This is a genomic window from Neobacillus sp. DZ-9 (genome assembly GCF_059587065.1).
The window spans coordinates 319,909-337,967 of record NZ_JCAIOL010000006.1 but is presented as its reverse complement, the minus strand read 5'-3'; the positions used below and the strand labels follow the sequence as shown (position 1 = coordinate 337,967).

Annotated in this window: 19 protein-coding genes and 1 riboswitch; of the genes, 18 read left to right on the top strand and 1 reads right to left on the bottom strand. The window is 40.6% G+C overall.

Translation table 11 applies throughout. The features are described from left to right. Positions 1-183 precede the first annotated feature (183 nt). From AC59HZ_RS19135 to AC59HZ_RS19095, 9 genes are all read left to right on the top strand, one after another. Positions 184-570, top strand: coding sequence for a BlaI/MecI/CopY family transcriptional regulator (locus AC59HZ_RS19135; RefSeq protein ID WP_496547381.1), 387 nt, complete (start codon positions 184-186; stop codon positions 568-570). Next, a complete protein-coding gene (locus AC59HZ_RS19130) occupies positions 570-2,366 on the top strand; it encodes a BlaR1 family beta-lactam sensor/signal transducer (RefSeq protein WP_496547380.1) in 1,797 nt (598 codons plus the stop codon). Before AC59HZ_RS19135 ends, AC59HZ_RS19130 begins: the two co-directional genes overlap by 1 nt. Before the next feature lie 192 nt (positions 2,367-2,558). Further along, entirely contained in the window at positions 2,559-4,541 is a 1,983-nt protein-coding gene (locus AC59HZ_RS19125; protein WP_496547379.1) for a peptidoglycan D,D-transpeptidase FtsI family protein, read from the top strand. Positions 4,542-4,911: 370 nt separating this feature from the next. Further along, positions 4,912-5,826 (top strand): class A beta-lactamase, encoded by a 915-nt coding sequence (gene bla, locus AC59HZ_RS19120; protein WP_496547445.1) that lies wholly within the window; start codon positions 4,912-4,914, stop codon positions 5,824-5,826. 237 nt (positions 5,827-6,063) lie between these two features. Continuing rightward, positions 6,064-7,173 (top strand): Vgb family protein, encoded by a 1,110-nt coding sequence (locus tag AC59HZ_RS19115; RefSeq protein WP_496547378.1) that lies wholly within the window; start codon positions 6,064-6,066, stop codon positions 7,171-7,173. A gap of 1,095 nt (positions 7,174-8,268) precedes the next feature. Continuing rightward, positions 8,269-8,589, top strand: coding sequence for a PadR family transcriptional regulator (locus AC59HZ_RS19110; RefSeq protein WP_496547377.1), 321 nt, complete (start codon positions 8,269-8,271; stop codon positions 8,587-8,589). Positions 8,590-8,604: 15 nt separating this feature from the next. Further along, positions 8,605-8,937 (top strand): DUF1048 domain-containing protein, encoded by a 333-nt coding sequence (locus AC59HZ_RS19105; protein WP_496547376.1) that lies wholly within the window; start codon positions 8,605-8,607, stop codon positions 8,935-8,937. A gap of 42 nt (positions 8,938-8,979) precedes the next feature. Further along, a complete protein-coding gene (locus tag AC59HZ_RS19100; protein ID WP_496547375.1) occupies positions 8,980-9,333 on the top strand; it encodes a DUF1048 domain-containing protein in 354 nt (117 codons plus the stop codon). Beyond that, a complete protein-coding gene (locus tag AC59HZ_RS19095; protein WP_496547374.1) occupies positions 9,330-9,662 on the top strand; it encodes a DUF1048 domain-containing protein in 333 nt (110 codons plus the stop codon). Before AC59HZ_RS19100 ends, AC59HZ_RS19095 begins: the two co-directional genes overlap by 4 nt. Before the next feature lie 466 nt (positions 9,663-10,128). On the opposite strand, the gene AC59HZ_RS19090 is transcribed toward AC59HZ_RS19095, so the two are convergent. Further along, positions 10,129-10,260, bottom strand: a complete 132-nt coding sequence (locus tag AC59HZ_RS19090) for a hypothetical protein (protein WP_496547373.1) — start codon at positions 10,258-10,260, stop codon at positions 10,129-10,131. A 251-nt stretch (positions 10,261-10,511) separates the two neighbouring features. Next, positions 10,512-10,648: riboswitch (cyclic di-AMP (ydaO/yuaA leader) on the top strand. A gap of 284 nt (positions 10,649-10,932) precedes the next feature. On the opposite strand from AC59HZ_RS19090, the gene AC59HZ_RS19085 reads away from it, so the two are divergent. The 9 genes from AC59HZ_RS19085 (at position 10,933) to AC59HZ_RS19045 (ending at position 17,966) form a co-directional block, all read left to right on the top strand. Beyond that, positions 10,933-12,837: an APC family permease gene (locus AC59HZ_RS19085; RefSeq protein WP_496547372.1), complete on the top strand. Its 1,905-nt coding sequence runs from the start codon at positions 10,933-10,935 to the stop codon at positions 12,835-12,837. 311 nt (positions 12,838-13,148) lie between these two features. Next, positions 13,149-13,469, top strand: coding sequence for a PadR family transcriptional regulator (locus AC59HZ_RS19080; RefSeq protein WP_496547371.1), 321 nt, complete (start codon positions 13,149-13,151; stop codon positions 13,467-13,469). A 69-nt stretch (positions 13,470-13,538) separates the two neighbouring features. After that, entirely contained in the window at positions 13,539-13,880 is a 342-nt protein-coding gene (locus AC59HZ_RS19075) for a DUF1048 domain-containing protein (RefSeq protein ID WP_496547370.1), read from the top strand. A 173-nt stretch (positions 13,881-14,053) separates the two neighbouring features. Continuing rightward, entirely contained in the window at positions 14,054-14,815 is a 762-nt protein-coding gene (locus AC59HZ_RS19070) for an ABC transporter ATP-binding protein (RefSeq protein WP_496547369.1), read from the top strand. Continuing rightward, a complete protein-coding gene (locus AC59HZ_RS19065; RefSeq protein WP_496547368.1) occupies positions 14,816-15,565 on the top strand; it encodes an ABC transporter permease in 750 nt (249 codons plus the stop codon). 535 nt (positions 15,566-16,100) lie between these two features. Further along, complete coding sequence (locus AC59HZ_RS19060; protein ID WP_496547367.1) at positions 16,101-16,445, top strand: ArsR/SmtB family transcription factor; 345 nt, start codon at positions 16,101-16,103, stop codon at positions 16,443-16,445. A 29-nt stretch (positions 16,446-16,474) separates the two neighbouring features. Further along, positions 16,475-16,990 (top strand): SRPBCC domain-containing protein, encoded by a 516-nt coding sequence (locus AC59HZ_RS19055; protein ID WP_496547366.1) that lies wholly within the window; start codon positions 16,475-16,477, stop codon positions 16,988-16,990. 70 nt (positions 16,991-17,060) lie between these two features. After that, on the top strand, positions 17,061-17,441 hold the full coding sequence (locus tag AC59HZ_RS19050; RefSeq protein ID WP_496547365.1) for a VOC family protein: 381 nt from the start codon (positions 17,061-17,063) through the stop codon (positions 17,439-17,441). A gap of 333 nt (positions 17,442-17,774) precedes the next feature. Continuing rightward, entirely contained in the window at positions 17,775-17,966 is a 192-nt protein-coding gene (locus AC59HZ_RS19045) for a hypothetical protein (RefSeq protein WP_496547364.1), read from the top strand. Positions 17,967-18,059 lie beyond the last annotated feature (93 nt).

Below are 18,059 nucleotides of genomic sequence, written 5' to 3'. Positions count from 1 at the left end.
ACAATTATCTGATTTTTATTATAGCAAAGAAAATTAAGCATGTGGTTATCAAGCTTGTAAGAAATTATCCTCAGCATGCAAAGGGGGATTATTTTCCATAGCCTAAAGTCACGACTATTTCTTTATGTTTTTGGACTGTCTTGCTATAATAAATACTACAGTTGTAAAAGTAGGAGGGTTATCATGAAGGATATTCCACAAATATCAGAAGCAGAATATGAAGTGATGAAGGTTATATGGAACTTTGAGCCGATTTCAACTCCTGAGGTAGTGGAGAAATTATCGAATAAGAGTGATTGGAAGCCAAATACCATTCACACTATGCTGGCGCGCCTAGTTAAGAAAAAGGCTTTGCACGCAAGAAAAGATGGCCGAGTGTTTATTTATTCTTCATTGGTTGAAAAGCACGAATATGTTGAGCAAAAAAGTAAATCCTTTCTGCTGCAGTTTTTCGGCGGCACGTTAAATTCAATGATATTAAATTTTATTGAAAATGATAAGTTATCGAATGAAGATATTTCGGAATTAAAGAAAATATTATCCATGAGAGACAAGAAAGGGGAAAAATAATGGATACCATGATACTGCGGGTTTTAGTTAGTACAGTCGTGGTATCCCTCCTTATTTTTATCATTCTGTTAATCAAAAAGCTATTAAACAATCATATGACGGTGAAAGCACATTATCATATTTGGTATTTTCTTTGCATTCCAATCCTTGCTACCTTTATACCTTGGAATTATGTTCGCCTTGGAGAAGGAACGCGCTATTTTAATAGCTTACTTTTTTTTCATAGAGACGCGCTATCAAAGAGTGAAAGATTGAATGGAGTGGATGCCTCTCAGGCGCCAAACAGCGATTTATTACATGATTTCGCGGTATCGGTAAACAAGTCAACGCCCGATTTCGTCTACCATATATTTTTTACAGTTTGGGTAATTGGTGTGGTTCTTTTTGTTGTGGCTGCTGTTTATTCAAACTTTCAAATCTATCAGATGAAAAAGTCAGCTGAGGCTGTTCATAACCAAAAGTTAAATGAACTATTAGATGCTTGCAAAGAATTGGTTGGGGTGAAAAGAAACATAAGGCTGAGGGAGACCTCTCTTATTACCTCGCCTATCACGGTGGGGATTTTTCAACCTTATATTTTTTTACCAAGCAAAACGAGAGAAGCATTTTCGTTAAATGAATTAAAATACGTGTTTTTGCACGAGCTGCACCATCATAAAAGCAAGGATCTGTTCGTGAATTACGTCATGTGGATGTTTCGAATTATTTATTGGTTTAACCCGTTCGTTTGGTATGCCTTAAAAAGGATTCGATTCGATCGGGAATTAGCCTGTGATGCTTCCGTTTTAAATCTCTTGGATGAGAGCGGATATATCGAATATGGCCATACCATCATTCGGTTTGCAGATAAAAAATATGATCGTAACCTTGAACATTTTGCTCCAGGTATAGGTGGCACAAAAAAACAAATCACACAAAGAATCCAGTGCATTGCAAGATTCTCTAGCGATTCTCTTATATTGAAATGGAAAAGCAAGGTCATCTGCGCTGTTTTAGGAATTGTTGTACTATTGCTTGCTCCAATCACTACCGTTATTGCCAGCTCAGATGATGTGTATCGATTTAGTGGCAATAATGTGGTCTATGAAGATCTAAGCTCCTATTTTAATGGCTACAAGGGAAGTTTTGTTTTATATGATCCCACTAAAAACCAGTATCAAATTTATAATCGAGAGATGAGTGAACAGAGGATCTCTCCTGATAGTACCTATAAAATATATTCTGCATTATTTGCAATGGAATCCAATGTGATTTCCGCGAATAACAATGAACAGGTTTGGGACGGGAAAATTTATCCCTTTTCAGAATGGAATCAAAATCAGAATTTAGCGACTGCCTTGAGCCGTTCCGTTAATTGGTATTTTCAAAATACCGATCGGAAAGTAGGGAGAAAGCAGCTGCAAGATTATTTTCACAAAATAAAATACGGGAATGAGGATCTTTCAGGGAATTTGGATAGTTACTGGATGGAATCTTCCTTAAAAATATCACCCATTGAACAAGTTGAATTATTATACCAATTAGGAGAAAATCAATGGGATTTTAAAGCAGAACATATCAATGCGGTAAAAAAGGCAATTTTAATCGATGTCCAAAAGAATGGGCGGTTGTATGGAAAAACGGGAACCGGCATGATTAATGGAAAGAATGTAAATGGCTGGTTTATTGGCTTTGTCGAAAAAGGTGATGATCGTTTTTATTTTGCCATTAATATTCAAGATAGGAATGGGCAGGCCCAAGGAAGCAAGGCCGCGGAGATTGCCAAGCAGATCCTGCATCATAAAAAGATATATTAATAATTAACCCCCAGAAAGGATTACCCCACCTTTTTGGGACTTTTTTGGACCAAATACTACAAATGTAGTATTTTAATAAACTTGTACACAAACTTCCTAATATGAAAGGGCTGGTGCGTTTTGAAGCAGAAGAGGCAGAAAGAAAATATAGTAAAAAACCCAATCCGATGGAGACTGAATGGACTCTTTTTCATGATATTTGTTCTTTTTTCTATCCTTATTCTCCGCCTAGGTGTTCTCCAAATTATCAATGGGGAAGCCTATTCGGCACAGGCAGAGCAGACAGATGTGACGCCCGTCAGTTATTCAGTTCCGCGTGGAAAAATATATGATACGAATCATAAGTTAGTTGTATACAATATTCCGGAAAAGGCGATTATCTATACACCGCCGAAAAATCCGCAGCCGGGCGAATTGCTTGAACTGGCCAAAAAGTTAAATACCTTTCTGGTCATGACTGAAAGAGAGATCAATAAAGTAACCGATCGGGATTTGAAAGATATCTGGTTGTTGGTACATAACAATGGCACGGATTTAATTACAAAGAAAGAGGAGAAATTATACAAAAAGGAAAAGTTGAATGACAAAGATTTATATCAATTAAAATTGAACCGCATTACAGAAAACGATCTCCAGGCAATGGACAAAAACCTGGCAGCCATCTATCGGAAACTTTCTTCCGCCATCGCTTTAACCCCGACGATGATCAAAAATGAAAATGTAACAGAAGTAGAATATGCAAAGGTCAATGAAAATCTGGAAAATCTGCCGGGTGTGGATGTCACGACCGATTGGAAGAGGGGCCGCACCTACGGGGAAACGTTTTGGAATATGCTTGGGGAAGTAACGAGTGCAGATGAAGGCCTTCCGGCTGATAAGGTAGAATACTATACGTCTAAAGGGTACAAACTGAATGATCGCGTCGGGAAAAGCTATATTGAAGAGCTTTATGATGGAGTGTTGCAAGGCCAAAAGGAAAATGTGAAAACGGTGACAGATACAAATGGAAATGTGGTGAGTACAGAGACTGTATCGGAAGGGAAGAGCGGCAAGGGTATTGTTCTGACCATTGATATGGAGTTCCAAGCCCAAGTGGAAAAAATTATGCAGGAAGAGTTAGTCAGTGCCATCCAAAAGCCGCATACGGATACGCTTGACACTGCCTTTGTTGTGGCGATGGAACCAAAAACAGGCCGCATTCTTGCAATGTCAGGAAAGGTGTATAACAGGCAGTCCGGGGAGTTTACCGATTTTACACCGGGAACCTTCACTTATGCGTTTGAACAGGGTTCCGTCGTAAAAGGTGCCACCGTATTAACCGGATACCAAACGGGTGTCAGGGATTTCGGGGAAATCGAGCTGGATGAAGTCATGAGGTTTAAGGGGTCGGGAACCTTTTCCTCTTACCAAGTCATGAACAGAATTAACGAATTAGAGGCATTAGAGCGTTCATCAAATGTATACATGTGGAAAACCGCGATTGAAATTATGGGAGGCAAGTATGTCCCCAATGGCACATTGAATATTAATCCGAAAAAAATTGAAACCATCCGTTATTATTTCAACCAATTTGGATTAGGCATCCCGACCGGAATTGGTTTTGATAATGAAACGGCGGGAATTAAAGGAACCAATACAAGCACCTACTTTCAAATTGCCATCGGACAATTAGATACCTACACACCGATGCAAATTGCCCAGTATATAACAACGATTGCCAATGGAGGATACCGGATGAAGCCTCAATTGGTGAAGGAGATTCGTGAGTCCAATATGAATGGCAATGAACCGGGCAACGTGATCGATGAAATCGAACCAGTGGTGCTGAATCAGCTGGATATGAGTGAGGAGATGGTAAAACGGGTTCAACAAGGGTTTTGGCTGGTTACACATGGTCCCAAAGGAACAGCAAGAGGATATTTTAAAGACGAACCCTACAATGCAGCAGGTAAAACCGGGACCTCGGAATCCTATAAACATGGGGTAAAGACTTGGAATCTTTCTTTTGCTGGTTATGCTCCATTCAATGATCCCGAGATTGCCATTGCCGTTATTGTACCAAATGCCTACATTGATGGTTATGCTCAGCCGCACAGTGCAGCTAATATCATCAGCCAGAGGGCTTTTCGGGCATATTTTGACCTTAATGAAAAAGTACAGCAAACTACAAAATGATATTGACATCCTTTTATTACGCGTGTAGTATTACATGTGCAACAAATACCACACATGTAGTATTATGTGCGTAATCTAATATTACACATGTAATCAAATTGGAGAAAGGAGGAAAAGCTCCCTTAGTAGTTCGGGGTAGCATATAGTTATGAAAATGATATTGAACATGGATAAATAAGCTGCTAACCCAATAAGTTTTTCGTTGCATAAATAATGGAATTGAATCTAAGTGTAATACAAAATTTTTAGAATCTGCTGGTTTATAGTCGATCGATGTTAATTAAAACATAATGATTAAACCCACTTATTCAATTTTCAGGACATCTAATATTAAATAAAAGAGGTATAGATCTTGAGGAAAACACATGATATTTTCAGCATTAATAATTTTATATTTGCCCTGCTTGTGCTAGTGGTTGCAATTGTACCCCTCGCCGGCTGGTCGATGACCACCAATAACCTTTCTGACAAGCCCGAAAAGGGAGTCACAAAAGTACCGGCACACCAAATACGCCGTGATTTTGCAGAACTCGAGAACAAATATGATGCCCGGCTCGGAGTCTACGCTATCGATACAGGTACACATCGGACCGTCTCCTATCGGCCTAATGAGCGGTTCGCTTACGCATCTACTTACAAAGCTCTAGCCGCAGGTGCATTGCTGCAGCATTATTCAATTGATCGACTCGACCAGTTAGTCACATACAATATCGAGGACATAGTTTCATATTCACCGGTCACACAGCTTCACGTTGATACCGGGATGACTCTTCGGGATGTTATAGAGGCTGCTGTCCGATTTAGCGACAACACCGCAGGGAACCTTTTATTAGAGAAACTGGGAGGCCCTGAGGGATTTGAAACAGCACTGAGGCAGATTGGTGATAACGTTACCCAGGTTGATCGCTACGAGCCGGATTTGAACTCAGCAGTTCCTAAAGATACACGTGACACAAGCACACCAAAATCACTTGCAACGAGCCTTAAGGCTTTCGCAGTTAGCGACTTGCTCCCTACTGAAAAACGTAAAATCTTGACAGATTGGATGCGGGGAAATACCACTGGAGATGCATTGATTCGTGCTGGTGCACCAACAGGTTGGGAAGTCGATGATAAGAGCGGGGCAGGAAGCTATGGAACGCGGAATGACATTGCGATTGTTTGGCCGCCGAATAGAGCTCCCATTGTCATCGCTGTTCTATCTAGCCGCGATACACAGAATGCCACCTATAACAATACGCTTATTGCAGAAGCTGCCAAGGTCGCACTTAACGCTTTGAAGTGAAGAGATAAATAAATTTACTCATTATTAATTCTCGATTGCATCAGTGAACAGACTTATCATCAGTCATCAAATACAGATTTGGACTGCTGCGGCAATTTTCTTTTTGAACTAAGAAACAGGTAACTTTAACATTTTTTATCAGGATGCTTGTCCTATACGAAAAATCTCTCGAAGGCATATATTAATTTAGGTAAAAGTAAGCTTTTACTTAAATTTTTTTTTAAAAAGGATGATAGAATGTATAATCAGAAGGATCATGACAGGTGCTTCGAGTGCGACCATCTCTACATTGGTGACGCCACTGACGACACCGTCAAAACTTTCGATCCGGAAACAGGGAAATTCCTTGGTACTTTTGTTGCAAAAAATAGCAGCAACAACTTGCACGGTCCCCGGGGACTTATCTTTAACCATAAGGGCAATCTTCTAGTTTCTAACCAGAGAGTCTTGACTCCCTTTAATGGAGACGTATTGAAGTTCAATGGGCAAACCGGGGCTTTTTTGGGCGAACTTGTCCGTTCACTCGATCCAAACTCTCCGTTGGCACCTCGTGGCATCGTTCTCTCCAAACACAATGTCCTATTTGTGGCGGACTTGGGTGACTTTTTTAAGGGCGTAGACACGCCAGGAGAAGTGCGGACGTATGATGGAACAACTGGGGTGTTTCGTGGTAACCTCAGCCACCCCGGTTTCAATCCTTTACATCCCCGCGGATTGGTGTTCGGTCCCGACGGCTTGCTTTATGTTTCCGCTTTTGACCCATCGGAAGGGGATAATGGACTTAGAGGCTGGGTGCTGCGCTTCGACCTGAAATCAGGGGAGTTCGAGGTGTTCATTAAGAGCGATGATGTGAACAACCTCCATCGCCCTGAAGGCCTAGTCTTTGGACCCGACGGTAACCTTTACGTCACCAGTTTCCAAAACCTTAATGACCCAAATGATACCGACAAAATTTTGATCTTTGATGGCGAAACGGGTAAGTTACTCGACAAGATTGACCTCTATGCTCCGGGACAGCCGCGGGCCTTCGCACAGGCACTCCTGTTCGGCCCGAACGGAAAGTTGTATGTCCCCATTTCCGGCCCTTCCGACGACAAACCGGATGGAACGAGTGTCCCAACGGGAGAATTTACCGGTTCTGTACGGCGCTACAATGTCGATTCCAAGAAATTCAAGGAAATTGTGCCTCCTTTTAAAAAGGGAGGACCATTAGGGGTGCCGTGGTATCTGACATTTGTAAATACGAATCCCGCAACACTAGCTTACGGGCATGACCAGGAAGAAAGCAGCGACCATCATCATCACCATCACCATCATGATGAAAGTAGTGACGAGAGTAGTAATTAAAATTTGAATATATAAGGAAAGACCGTTCTAACGTTTTAGAGCGGTCTTTTTGGACAAGGTGTTCTAAAAGGGCATATTCAAAATTTACTATGAGTTGTTTAACAATATTCCTTACAGCGAAATGAGTTTACAAAGCTACGAACGTCACACATGTCAAGGAGGTTCTCACGAGACTGCTATTCTGTTTTTATTTTTCTCTCATGTAGATTGTGAAGGAATATACTTAAGCTACGGCGGCTTTCCTGAAAGATCTAGCTTCTTTTACGGCAGCCTAGTCTAATTAGGGTATTTTAAACAATAATCGTTCAACAAATTTCGATAGGTCACAGCAGCTGGTGGTACCGGTGGTGGAGGAATAAATGGAACCATAAATGGTGTATACCATGGATTGTAGTGATGATGCAAAATTATGTAATAAACCATTAATATCATCCTTTCATTCAAAGTTACAGTAAATTATGAGTGTATACCCAAATATGATTGGATGGATGCCTAGATTATGGAATTACCAATATTTATATAAAACGGGGTATACAATTAACCGTGTAGTTTAATTTAATTAATGGATGAACAGGGGGTTTTACTTCATAAATTGGAGCAAAGCTTTTTTTTCTTCAAGTACAGGGGCGGTTTAGTTTAAGTGAATTTCTTCACAAACTTATTGATGCCTATACCTAAAATCAAATGCATCAAATTAATTGACTCAATAAGTTTGTAACTAAATAGTCGCCTGCTTTTTTTGCGAAGTCGAAACCGTTTTGTATTTCTAATCATCATTTTGGTCACTTTAACTGTAAATCAAATCCACCAATAAGAGCGAGTTCCTGGTCATCAACCTATTCACCAGTTATTTTTAAATTATTTAGATCTTTTTGAGAATAATCAAGTTCTGGCTAAGTTTAAGCTGTCAGATTTGATAAAAACACCTTTGAAGCCGTAAAAACGGGCTTTTTTGACGAAAAGTTTTATTGACAATTGATGCTATTTTGTAATACTATATACTAGTAGTCTGTAATACTAAATATAAGTAACACAAAATACCTGTATTACAGAGTTCTGAAAAAAATATAAGTTAAATATAAATGGAGGTAAAAATTGGAAAATATCACAGAAATGCTGAAAGGGGTGCTTGAGGGTTGTGTGCTTGAAATCATTAGCCGTGGCGAAACTTACGGCTATGAAATCACGCAGCAGCTGCGAGCACTGGGCTTTAGTGACATTGTGGAGGGGACAGTCTACACCATCACGATGCGGCTCGAAAAAAATAAACTCGTGGAAATTGAGAAAAAGTCATCAACGATGGGCCCACCGCGTAAATTTTATCGGCTCAATGAAGCTGGCCAGCAAGAACTGGAAAATTTCTGGGACAAATGGAACTTTGTCTCAAGCAAACTAAACGAATTAAAAGCAAAATAAAGGAGGAGAACAAACATGAGTTTTTTAGAAAAAATCTTTGGAGATTTTAGCGAAAAGAAAGCATGGCGTGAAATGGAAAACCGCGCAAAAGCCTTACCTGAAGACTACTACAATGCCTACAAAGCGATGCAAAAATATCTCTGGAACACTGGCGGCGTGATGGATTGGCAAGAAACGAAATTCGTCTTTAATCACATCATCGACCATCTTGAAGAAGCCTCAGCCGATGGCAAGCGCGTTAAAGAAGTTACTGGCAACGACGTTGCAGCCTTCTGTGATGATCTCGTCGTTGATGCAAAATCGTGGGTTGATAAGCAACGTCAAAAACTCAACGATGCGATTAAATAATAGAACTTTGCTGAACAGCTTAGTATCTTAAAGGAGACTACAATGAACTTTTTAGAAAAAATAACCGGCAGCGATATGACTAAAGAAATGAAAGGTTTTAAAGCACGAGCAAAAGTCTTGCCAGCTGAGTTTCAAACTGCTTGGAAAGAAATTGGAAGTAATCTTTGGATTCACGGAGATTTCACCGGTCGTAATCTGATGCCGATTCTTGACAGTGCTCTTGAACTGCTTGAAGTTACATCATCAGACGGCCAGAGCGTCGAAGAAGTACTAGGAGACGATATCAAAGGCTTCTGCGCAGCGCTTGTTGGTGACGATGGTGCAAAAACTTATCGAGATAAATGGCGTGACCAACTCAACAAGAACGTAGCAAGAAAATTAGGAGGACTGAAATGAGTTTCAAAGAAATCATCGAAGGCAAAAAAGAATGGAGAGCCCATGTTGCGCGTGTCAAAACGCTTCCACAAGATTACCAAATTGTCTATAAAGAGATCCAAAAATACCTCTTCAAAGTCGGACCTGTTGAGCTAAACGAAGGTATCGGACTGCTCTCGGAAATTTTAAGCTTCTTTGAAGATGGTGCAGCTGCTGGGAGAGGCGTGCTTGAAGTCACAGGAACAGATGTCGCTGCTTTCTGCGATGCGCTGATTGAAGATTCAAAAACTTACGCTGATCTCTATCAAGAATCGGTCAATCAAAAAGTCAATAAGGCTATGAAAAAATAGAAGAAACCTATTACTTGACGACAAATTCTATCGAACTATTGCCTAAGTACTGCCCTTAACTTCCCAAACTCGAAAGTATCGTTCGAGTTCGAGAAGTGTCGGAAATGAAAGAAAGAATCAAAATGGAAAAAATATTAAAAAGAGCCCATCAACGAACCTTGAAAAAGTAAATCCAACTAAAAGTTTTAAGGTCTTGTCTCTTAAAAAGATTGGACCTTTTTTATTGAAAAACCAAGAACACCCGTGGATTTAAGGCGGCAGCACTTTTTTCTCCGGTTAACAAGTGAATGTCACAGGGATGGTAAGATTACATTATTTTCTCTCTAAAAAGTTGAATTGATGAAATTTTTTTAGGAAACAGAAAATGTTCATCCAGATATTAATAAGGGAAGACATAAACGTAACCAAATGGTAATAGGGAGATTTTAGGAGTAAGGTGACCGAATGATGGCGTGAAACAAATGAATTAAAGAAATTTATCTAAATGGGGATGAAGATCATCACTATATAGACAGGTTTCACAAATGATTAAAACAGATTTTTCTTCTTTTTCACTATCACCTTTTTTATCACCACAAACAGTACAAACTTGTTCCATGTTTATCACTCCTTAGTTCACTTATTCATACCTTTCCCATATTTTCTTTTTTACACTCCTATAAAAGATTTCAAATTAAATACCAAAAATGGACTAGAATGTATTAAAATTTAGCGATAACGAGAAAGTCGGTGTAAACCATGAGTGTAAGCGCTTTAATATAAAAAAATTGAAGTATTTAGCCTGTTTTTAACATTTTTTAACCCTTTACAATTATTTTTCATATGCGTAATATCATGCTCAAAGAAGAAAAATTCATATTGCCTAATCCCGAAAGGGAACGGAGGAACCAATTTTTTGGGGTTAATTCTACTTATGTAGAAGGGATGTCATTCTCTTTCGCCATCCTACCCGTCAGCTAACTTCGTCGGCTAAAGCGAAGGAGGTCAAAAGACCACCTATGAAGGTGCTTTTTTTGTGCTCTTTTTTACAGAAAAAGCTTACTTTCCATTTAGGAGGTCTTTTTGTTTTGATAAGAATGGTCAAGGGAGGAATATTATAATTAATCTGCTCGCACTAATACATATGATAATTAGTTAATAAATTATTACCCATCTATTACGGGATTGGATTTAAGCATTGAAACGAGAAAATTAGAGCTACTACTTCATTTAAGTTTAAGGTAATGTATAAACTCGTTTCTGTAATTTAAACGAAAAGGGAGAGTTTTAAATGAATGATCCATGGCATTGGATTGAGATATTTTTATTTATTATAGCCTTAGCCCTTATATGGAGTGCATTTACTAACTTATCGGGTCTTAAACGATTTTTAATTGGTCGCCGTATGCGAACCGCAGAGCTTTTTGAACAACACACAAAAATAATATGGTTCATTGCTTTGCCTATCCTTGCTGCTGACCTTTATTCTTCCGTGTCTTATGGACCTGAAGCAGGGATGACTGAACTTGCCAAGTTTGGGGAAGCGGGAAAATGGCTAATCATCCCCATAACTATTGCAACAGTTACTCTATTGGCTATATTAATCTCCTCCTACATTATGGGGATTTTAGCTTATCCCAGCGGTGGTGGAGCATACGCAATTGCAAAAGATAATTTTAAGGCTAGATGGGTTTCATTAATAGCTTCCAGTTCCCTGCTGATTGATTATATATTGACCGTTGCCGTGTCTGTATCAGCAGCCCTAGAAGCAGTTGCCTCCGCTTATCCTGCGGTTCATCCTTTCCGAACGGTGTTAGGTGTTACAATTGTATTTTTGCTATTGATTATGAACTTGCGTGGTGTGGCTGAGTCAGCAAAAATATTTGCATGGCCTACCATTGGATTTATGTTATGTATGCTCTTAGTAATCTTTACTGGTGTATTTGACGGATTGAAACATGGATTTGTCCAGGAGTCTACCCCGCCATTTGGTACAGTTCCTGAAGGTTTAGGCATATTACTGATCCTAAAAGCATTTAGTTCAGCTTGTTCGGCACTTACAGGAATTGAAACGATTTCAAATGCGGTCCCTGTTTTTAGGGATCCACAACAAAAAGGAGCCATAAAAGCCTATATCACTTTAGGAGCAATTACTGGTTTTACTCTTTTAGGTTTTGCCTATCTTTTATATATCAAAGGAATTTCACCTTCACCTGATAACACGATGTTATCCCAGTTAGCAGAAATGTATGTAGGTCATGGAATTCTGTATCAGATCATCATTTGGTTCACATTCATTGTATTGATTTTGGCAGCAAATTCGACTTTCACTGGTTTTGCCCAATTATCTGCGATAGTAGCAGCCGATGGTTTCTTACCCCGTGTCCTAACAAACCGAGGGGATCGCTTAGCATATTCCAATGGTATTATGGCATTAGCAGCTGCAGCAAGCGTATTAATCTTAGCATTCCATTCAGAAACCCATGCATTAATTCCGCTTTATGCAATTGGTGTATTTCTGTCTTTCTCAATTGCCCAATTCGGATTAGTCCGCCGATGGTTAAGGGTAAAGGGTTCACGTTGGCAAATTAAATTGGCCGTTAATATTGTTGGGTTAATTGTCACATGCACGGTTACGGTAATTGTTGCTGTTACCAAGTTCACAGGTGGAGCATGGCTTGTCTTAGTGATATTGCCTTTAATGATTTTCATGTCTTTAGCTATACGTCGCCATTATAACTTTGTGGCAGAAGATCTCCGTATGGACATTGAAAAAGAATTCCCCGAAATAAGAGAAGTTACAACGATAGTTCTTGTTTCAGGAGTTCATCGAGTAGTTAATAATACGATGTCTTTTGCTAAAAGTTTGGGCGGCAACATGATTGCTGTTTACGTGGGATTTGATGATGAATCCATTGTGAAAATGGAGGAAAAGTGGGAAAAATGGGGTACGCCATGTAGGTTAGTCGTGCTTCGAAGTAAATATCGTTCAGTGTTGGAACCACTTAATCGCTTTATAAAATTAGTGGAAGAAAAGAAAGGTCACGGGCACATTCATTTGGTCATTCCACAGTTTATACCTAAAAAATGGTGGCATAATTTATTGCATAATCAAACGGCTCTTCTATTGCGGTTTTGGTTTATCCGCCACAAGGATATAGTGATTACAACTGTTCCGTATCACCTAAAAAAATAAAGACAAATAGGATCTTAGTGGGAGGCATTACCTGAAAAGGTGTGCCTCTTTTTTTTCAAACCTTTGTACTATTTACTTCCGCTAAAACGAAATAGATACCGTATCAATTTGAAGGTGTTGCATAGCTGTTAATATGGGTATCAAACTATTTTTAAGAAAGATAGTTGACACTCTTTGCTACTCGGTGTTACAATGTACTTGTAATAAGTAATACTAAATAGTTTGATTTCCCAAAAGCTATTCAGTAAAAATTTACCTTAGTACTAAGTAATACTGAATATAAGTCAGACAAAATAGAGGTGCCGCTGAACATGGAAAATTTAACTGAAATGCTGAAGGGTTCGCTGGAAGGCTGCGTACTGGAAATCATCAGCCGCCATGAAACCTATGGCTACGAGATAACCCGCCGCCTGAACGAGCTTGGATTTACCGAAGTCGTGGAAGGGACGGTCTATACCATCCTCGTGCGACTAGAAAAGAAAGGACTGGTGAGCATAGAAAAGAAACCGTCAGATATGGGGCCGCCACGCAAGTTTTACTCACTTAATGAGGCTGGCCGCCAGGAACTTGAATTGTTTTGGGAAAAATGGGACTTTGTATCATCAAAAATTAACGTCTTGAAGTCAATCTAGCTTCATAAGATATTCCGTCCGGTATTTTAGGAGTGTCTTGTTCAGCATTAAATAAGGAGGAAAAATAACATGATGGAAATGTTCAAAAAATTGATTGGTGATAAAAAAGAGTACAAAATGATGATGGCACGGGTTGAAGCCCTGCCAGAGGACTACCAGTTTGTATTTAAGAAAATTCAAAACTACATGTGGAATTTCTCAGCGGGCAACGGGATGGATATGCTGCACATGCAGTATGAATTAATCGAGTTGTTCGAAGCCGGTGCGGCGGAAGGCAGACAAGTGCTGGAAATCACTGGGGACGACGTTGCGTCCTTTGCCGACGAACTAGTGGCAAACGCTAGAACCTATTTCGCCAAGTATCGTGAAGATTTGAACCAGAGTATCATGAATCGATTGGGAAAAAAATAAATGAAAAAGATCATACCGACTGAATAGCTGATTAAAAATGTGAATTCCACCTTCTTCGCTGTTCAGTTATATTTTTAACTAGGTAATAAGTCATACAGATTATCAGTCACACATAATAGATGGGTATAGGCAATCTAGCTCCGCAAGGCACTTTTTATAAGGAGGAAAAAAGTATGAGCAATGCAGCGATTTCTGTAAAAGGGTTAAAAAAATCCTTTAAAGACAAGGAAGTTTTAAAGGGCGTAGATTTTGAGGTGCAGCGTGGAGAAATTTTCGCACTGCTGGGCTCAAATGGAGCGGGCAAGACGACGACGGTCAACATCCTCTCGACGTTGATGAAGCCAGATGGCGGCGAAGTAAGTATTTGCGGCTTTGACGTCAAGCGACAACCGGATCATGTTCGCCAGAGCATTAGCCTGACAGGGCAGTTCGCAGCTCTTGACGGCATGCTCACCGGGCGGGAAAACCTGATAATGATCGCCAAGCTGCGGGGAGTTTCCAATCCCGCTCAAGTCGCCGACAATCTGCTTGCAAGATTCAGCCTGACCGATGCGGCCAACCGCCGGGCGGACACATATTCCGGCGGGATGAAACGCCGGCTTGACATTGCCATGAGCCTAATCGGGACGCCATCAGTCATTTTTCTCGATGAACCGACGACAGGGCTTGATCCCGAAGCACGGATTGAAGTCTGGAATACCGTCAAGGAGCTTGCTGGCGGAGGCACAACCATCTTGCTGACGACCCAGTACTTGGAGGAAGCCGAACAACTGGCGGACCGTATCGCCATCCTGCATGGCGGAAAAATCATCACAACTGGTACCCTCACCGAACTCAAAGAGATGTTCCCTCCAGCGAAAGTGGAGTACATCGAGAAGCAGCCGACATTAGAGGAAATTTTCCTCGCGATCATCGGCAAAAAGGAGGAGAAGTAAATGAAAAGCAAAACAGGGGTATTACTAGGACGTTTAATGCGCAACATCATGCGCAGCCCGGATACGATTATCACGGTGGCGATTACGCCGATTATGATGATGCTACTGTTTGTCTACGTATTTGGCGGCGCAATAGAGTCAGGCACGGACAACTACGTCAATTATTTATTGCCGGGAATCTTGCTGATGGCTATCGCATCCGGCGTCGCTTACACTTCCGTGCGGCTGTTTACGGATGTAAAAAGCGGGCTGATGGCTCGTTTCATTACCATGCCCATCAAGCGCTCGTCGGTATTGTGGGCTCACGTGTTGACCTCGCTTGTTTCCAATGCGCTTACTATCGTGGTGGTAATCCTCGTCGCGCTCTTGATAGGCTTCCGTTCCAGCGCTGGTATCCTGGATTGGCTCGCGGTAGCTGGGATACTCGGGCTGTTTACGCTGGCGCTGACATGGCTGGCGGTCATACCCGGATTGACAGCGGGGTCTATGGAAGGGGCGACAGCCTACTCGTACCCGCTGATTTTCCTTCCGTTTATCAGTTCGGCCTTTGTCCCCACCGAAACCATGCCTAAAATTGTCCGTGTGTTCGCTGAGAACCAGCCCGTGACTTCAATCGTGAATTCGATTCGTGCTCTCTTGTATGAAGGGTCTGTTGGCAACGATATCTGGATCGCGCTTGCCTGGTGCGTCGGCATTATGGTCATCGCTTACTTCTTCGCCATAAAAAAATTTAAACGCCAGTTAGGGTAAGTACGCCATTATGGGATTAGCCATATCAATAGTCAGACGCAGTGATGAATGCATTTGCATGGAAGGCTGCTAAAATGCCGTGGCAACCATCGACGAAATCATGTAAACCAATAAAAAAGGTGTGATAGGTGGCGGTCGATCACTAATCACAACGCGAGGTTTGCCATGCATGCTTTAGAAGATTTTAGAGCGGGTAGTACTCTTTCGCAGGAAGAGAAATTAAAAGTATAAAGCCCATTGATAAAATTGACAGTAAAAGAGTAGATTCCGAAGCAATACCCCCTGAATTTGAAAAGATTCAGGGGGTATTTTTATGCTAAGCGGAATTCTTCTTTTTAAAGATTTTTCACTGTAAAAGGTCCTGATTGTTTAACAAACGGGTGCGATTCGGTAATGATCGGGTATCACTTTAGTTTTCAATATTCCTTGACAGGAATATTCCTCATCGGGTATAATCTATTTAACAGGACGATAATACTAGTGATGATGTAGATGAGATTTTACCCGGAGACCATCACTTGACGAGGTGAGCAACATGTCAGGGAAGATTCCGGGCGTGAACATGACGACGCTGAGCGCTTTGTCTGAACCGAATCGTATGAATATCGTCGAACTATTGCGTGACGGACCACTGACCGTGGGGGAAATCGCCGACAAGTTGGGATTGAGGCAGCCCCAAACTTCAAAGCATCTAAAAGTGCTAAGCGACAATGGAATTGTGGAAGTGCAGGCCGAAGCTAACCGCCGTATCTACAAGCTCCGTCCAGAGCCCTTCCAAGAGCTGGATTCTTGGGTACAGTCCTTTCAGCGCATAATGCAAGAAAGATTCGACAATCTAGACGATTATTTGAAGGAATTGCAGAACAAAGAAAAATCATAAAATCATTTGATGTTCAAGGAGGAATCACGATGTTAAACAACGCAATGATATCTAGAGTAGAAAACGAACGTGTATTGGTACTAGAGCGCATTTTCAATGCGCCACGCGATCTGGTTTTCAGTATGTTTAAAGAGCCGGAGCATTTGAAACGCTGGTGGGGGCCGAGGGGCTGGGAGATTCCGGTTTGCACCATCGATTTCCGTCCGGGTGGCGTCTGGCACTACTGTATGAAGTGTTTCGATCAGAATCAGGGTCAATTTTTTGGTATGGAATCCTGGGGTAAAGGGGTTTATAAGGAGATTATTGAGCCGGAAAAAATCGTCTACACCGATTACTTTTCGGATGCAGAGGGCAATTCGAATGACTCCATGCCGTCAACTGAGATCACATTGGAATTCATCGATTTGGGTGGAAAGACAAAACTGATAAACCGTGCTGAATATGTGTCCGCAGAGTCCCTTAAAAAGGTCATGGACATGGGCATGCTGCAGGGCATCACCGAAACTTGGGACCGTTTGAACGAGCTTGTGGAGTTGTTGAAGTAGAGTTATCTTGTGTAGGAAGGTTTAGGCACATTGGTTTTTGGAATTACTTTTATAAGGGAGTGTAAAATCAATGATTAGTCAAGTTGGTCAAATCATGTTGTATGTTAATAATCAAGATGAAGCAAAGGAGTTTTGGACAGAAAAAGAAGGGTTTAGTGTAATTTCAGAGGAAGACAATGGTCAAGGTATGAGATGGATTGAAATTGCTCCAACTAAAGAAGCTGAAACAAGGATTATTCTCCATAATAAGGAATTTATAGCGAAGATGGCGCCTGAATTAAATCTTGGAACACCTTCTTTAATGTTCTTCTCGAAAAACTTCGATAATTTATATAGTGACTTATCAAACAAAAACGTTACAGTCGGAGAAATTGTAAATATGCCTTCAGGTAGAGTATTTAATTTTGCAGATAGTGAAAATAATTACTTTGCAGTAATGGATAAAAAGTGAATTTTTATTCATTTTATGAGTGCGATGCTTGATTCAAGGCATCGCTTTTTTGCTTGTTTGATATAAGAAACAAATTGTGAAGATTTACACTTAAAGTAACGGGGCAGTTTAGGTTAAGTGTAATGTTTCACAAAGTTATAGAAAAAGCCTATCTTTTACTATGAAAAAAAACTTCAGTTTACATTAGCGATTTTTATTTATTTATGTAACATTTGAATGGATAGATGATCATAGATTAATCCCCAATTTAAATCAGGATCCATGATAAATACCCAAGAACTTTTACCCAAAATCGCATAAACTCTACTGTAAAAATAATAGAGGAGGATGAATATGATTCCTAATTATGATGCATATGAAAGGGTTGGTTTAGGTGGACCAGGTTCAGGTTTTGGTTTTGGACCAGGTCTTGGATTTGGGGCTCCAGGTCTTGGTTTTGGCTATCCACAATACCATCACTACTACCCATACCACCATCACCATTACTACCCATACCACCACCACCACTATTACTACCCATATTAAGATTTGCTGATAAAAGAGTCCAATGAAACAGGCGGTTCTACAATAGTAGAACCGCCTGTTTCGGGTTGGAAATGGTGAAGGTTTTGGTTTGTG

Excerpts from the sequence above, each read along its gene's own strand:
- AC59HZ_RS19105 (WP_496547376.1), top strand. The coding sequence starts at position 8,605 with ATGAGTTTTTTAGAAAAAATCTTTGGAGATTTTAGCGAAAAGAAAGCA.
- AC59HZ_RS19095 (WP_496547374.1), top strand. The coding sequence starts at position 9,330 with ATGAGTTTCAAAGAAATCATCGAAGGCAAAAAAGAATGGAGAGCCCAT.
- AC59HZ_RS19125 (WP_496547379.1), top strand. The coding sequence starts at position 2,559 with ATGATATTTGTTCTTTTTTCTATCCTTATTCTCCGCCTAGGTGTTCTC.
- AC59HZ_RS19065 (WP_496547368.1), top strand. The coding sequence starts at position 14,816 with ATGAAAAGCAAAACAGGGGTATTACTAGGACGTTTAATGCGCAACATC.
- AC59HZ_RS19085 (WP_496547372.1), top strand. The coding sequence starts at position 10,933 with ATGAATGATCCATGGCATTGGATTGAGATATTTTTATTTATTATAGCC.
- AC59HZ_RS19045 (WP_496547364.1), top strand. The coding sequence starts at position 17,775 with ATGATTCCTAATTATGATGCATATGAAAGGGTTGGTTTAGGTGGACCA.
- AC59HZ_RS19135 (WP_496547381.1), top strand. The coding sequence starts at position 184 with ATGAAGGATATTCCACAAATATCAGAAGCAGAATATGAAGTGATGAAG.
- AC59HZ_RS19130 (WP_496547380.1), top strand. The coding sequence starts at position 570 with ATGGATACCATGATACTGCGGGTTTTAGTTAGTACAGTCGTGGTATCC.
- AC59HZ_RS19060 (WP_496547367.1), top strand. The coding sequence starts at position 16,101 with ATGTCAGGGAAGATTCCGGGCGTGAACATGACGACGCTGAGCGCTTTG.
- AC59HZ_RS19070 (WP_496547369.1), top strand. The coding sequence starts at position 14,054 with ATGAGCAATGCAGCGATTTCTGTAAAAGGGTTAAAAAAATCCTTTAAA.
- AC59HZ_RS19090 (WP_496547373.1), bottom strand. The coding sequence starts at position 10,260 with ATGGAACAAGTTTGTACTGTTTGTGGTGATAAAAAAGGTGATAGTGAA.
- AC59HZ_RS19050 (WP_496547365.1), top strand. The coding sequence starts at position 17,061 with ATGATTAGTCAAGTTGGTCAAATCATGTTGTATGTTAATAATCAAGAT.
- AC59HZ_RS19100 (WP_496547375.1), top strand. The coding sequence starts at position 8,980 with ATGAACTTTTTAGAAAAAATAACCGGCAGCGATATGACTAAAGAAATG.
- AC59HZ_RS19075 (WP_496547370.1), top strand. The coding sequence starts at position 13,539 with ATGATGGAAATGTTCAAAAAATTGATTGGTGATAAAAAAGAGTACAAA.
- AC59HZ_RS19055 (WP_496547366.1), top strand. The coding sequence starts at position 16,475 with ATGTTAAACAACGCAATGATATCTAGAGTAGAAAACGAACGTGTATTG.
- AC59HZ_RS19115 (WP_496547378.1), top strand. The coding sequence starts at position 6,064 with ATGTATAATCAGAAGGATCATGACAGGTGCTTCGAGTGCGACCATCTC.
- AC59HZ_RS19080 (WP_496547371.1), top strand. The coding sequence starts at position 13,149 with ATGGAAAATTTAACTGAAATGCTGAAGGGTTCGCTGGAAGGCTGCGTA.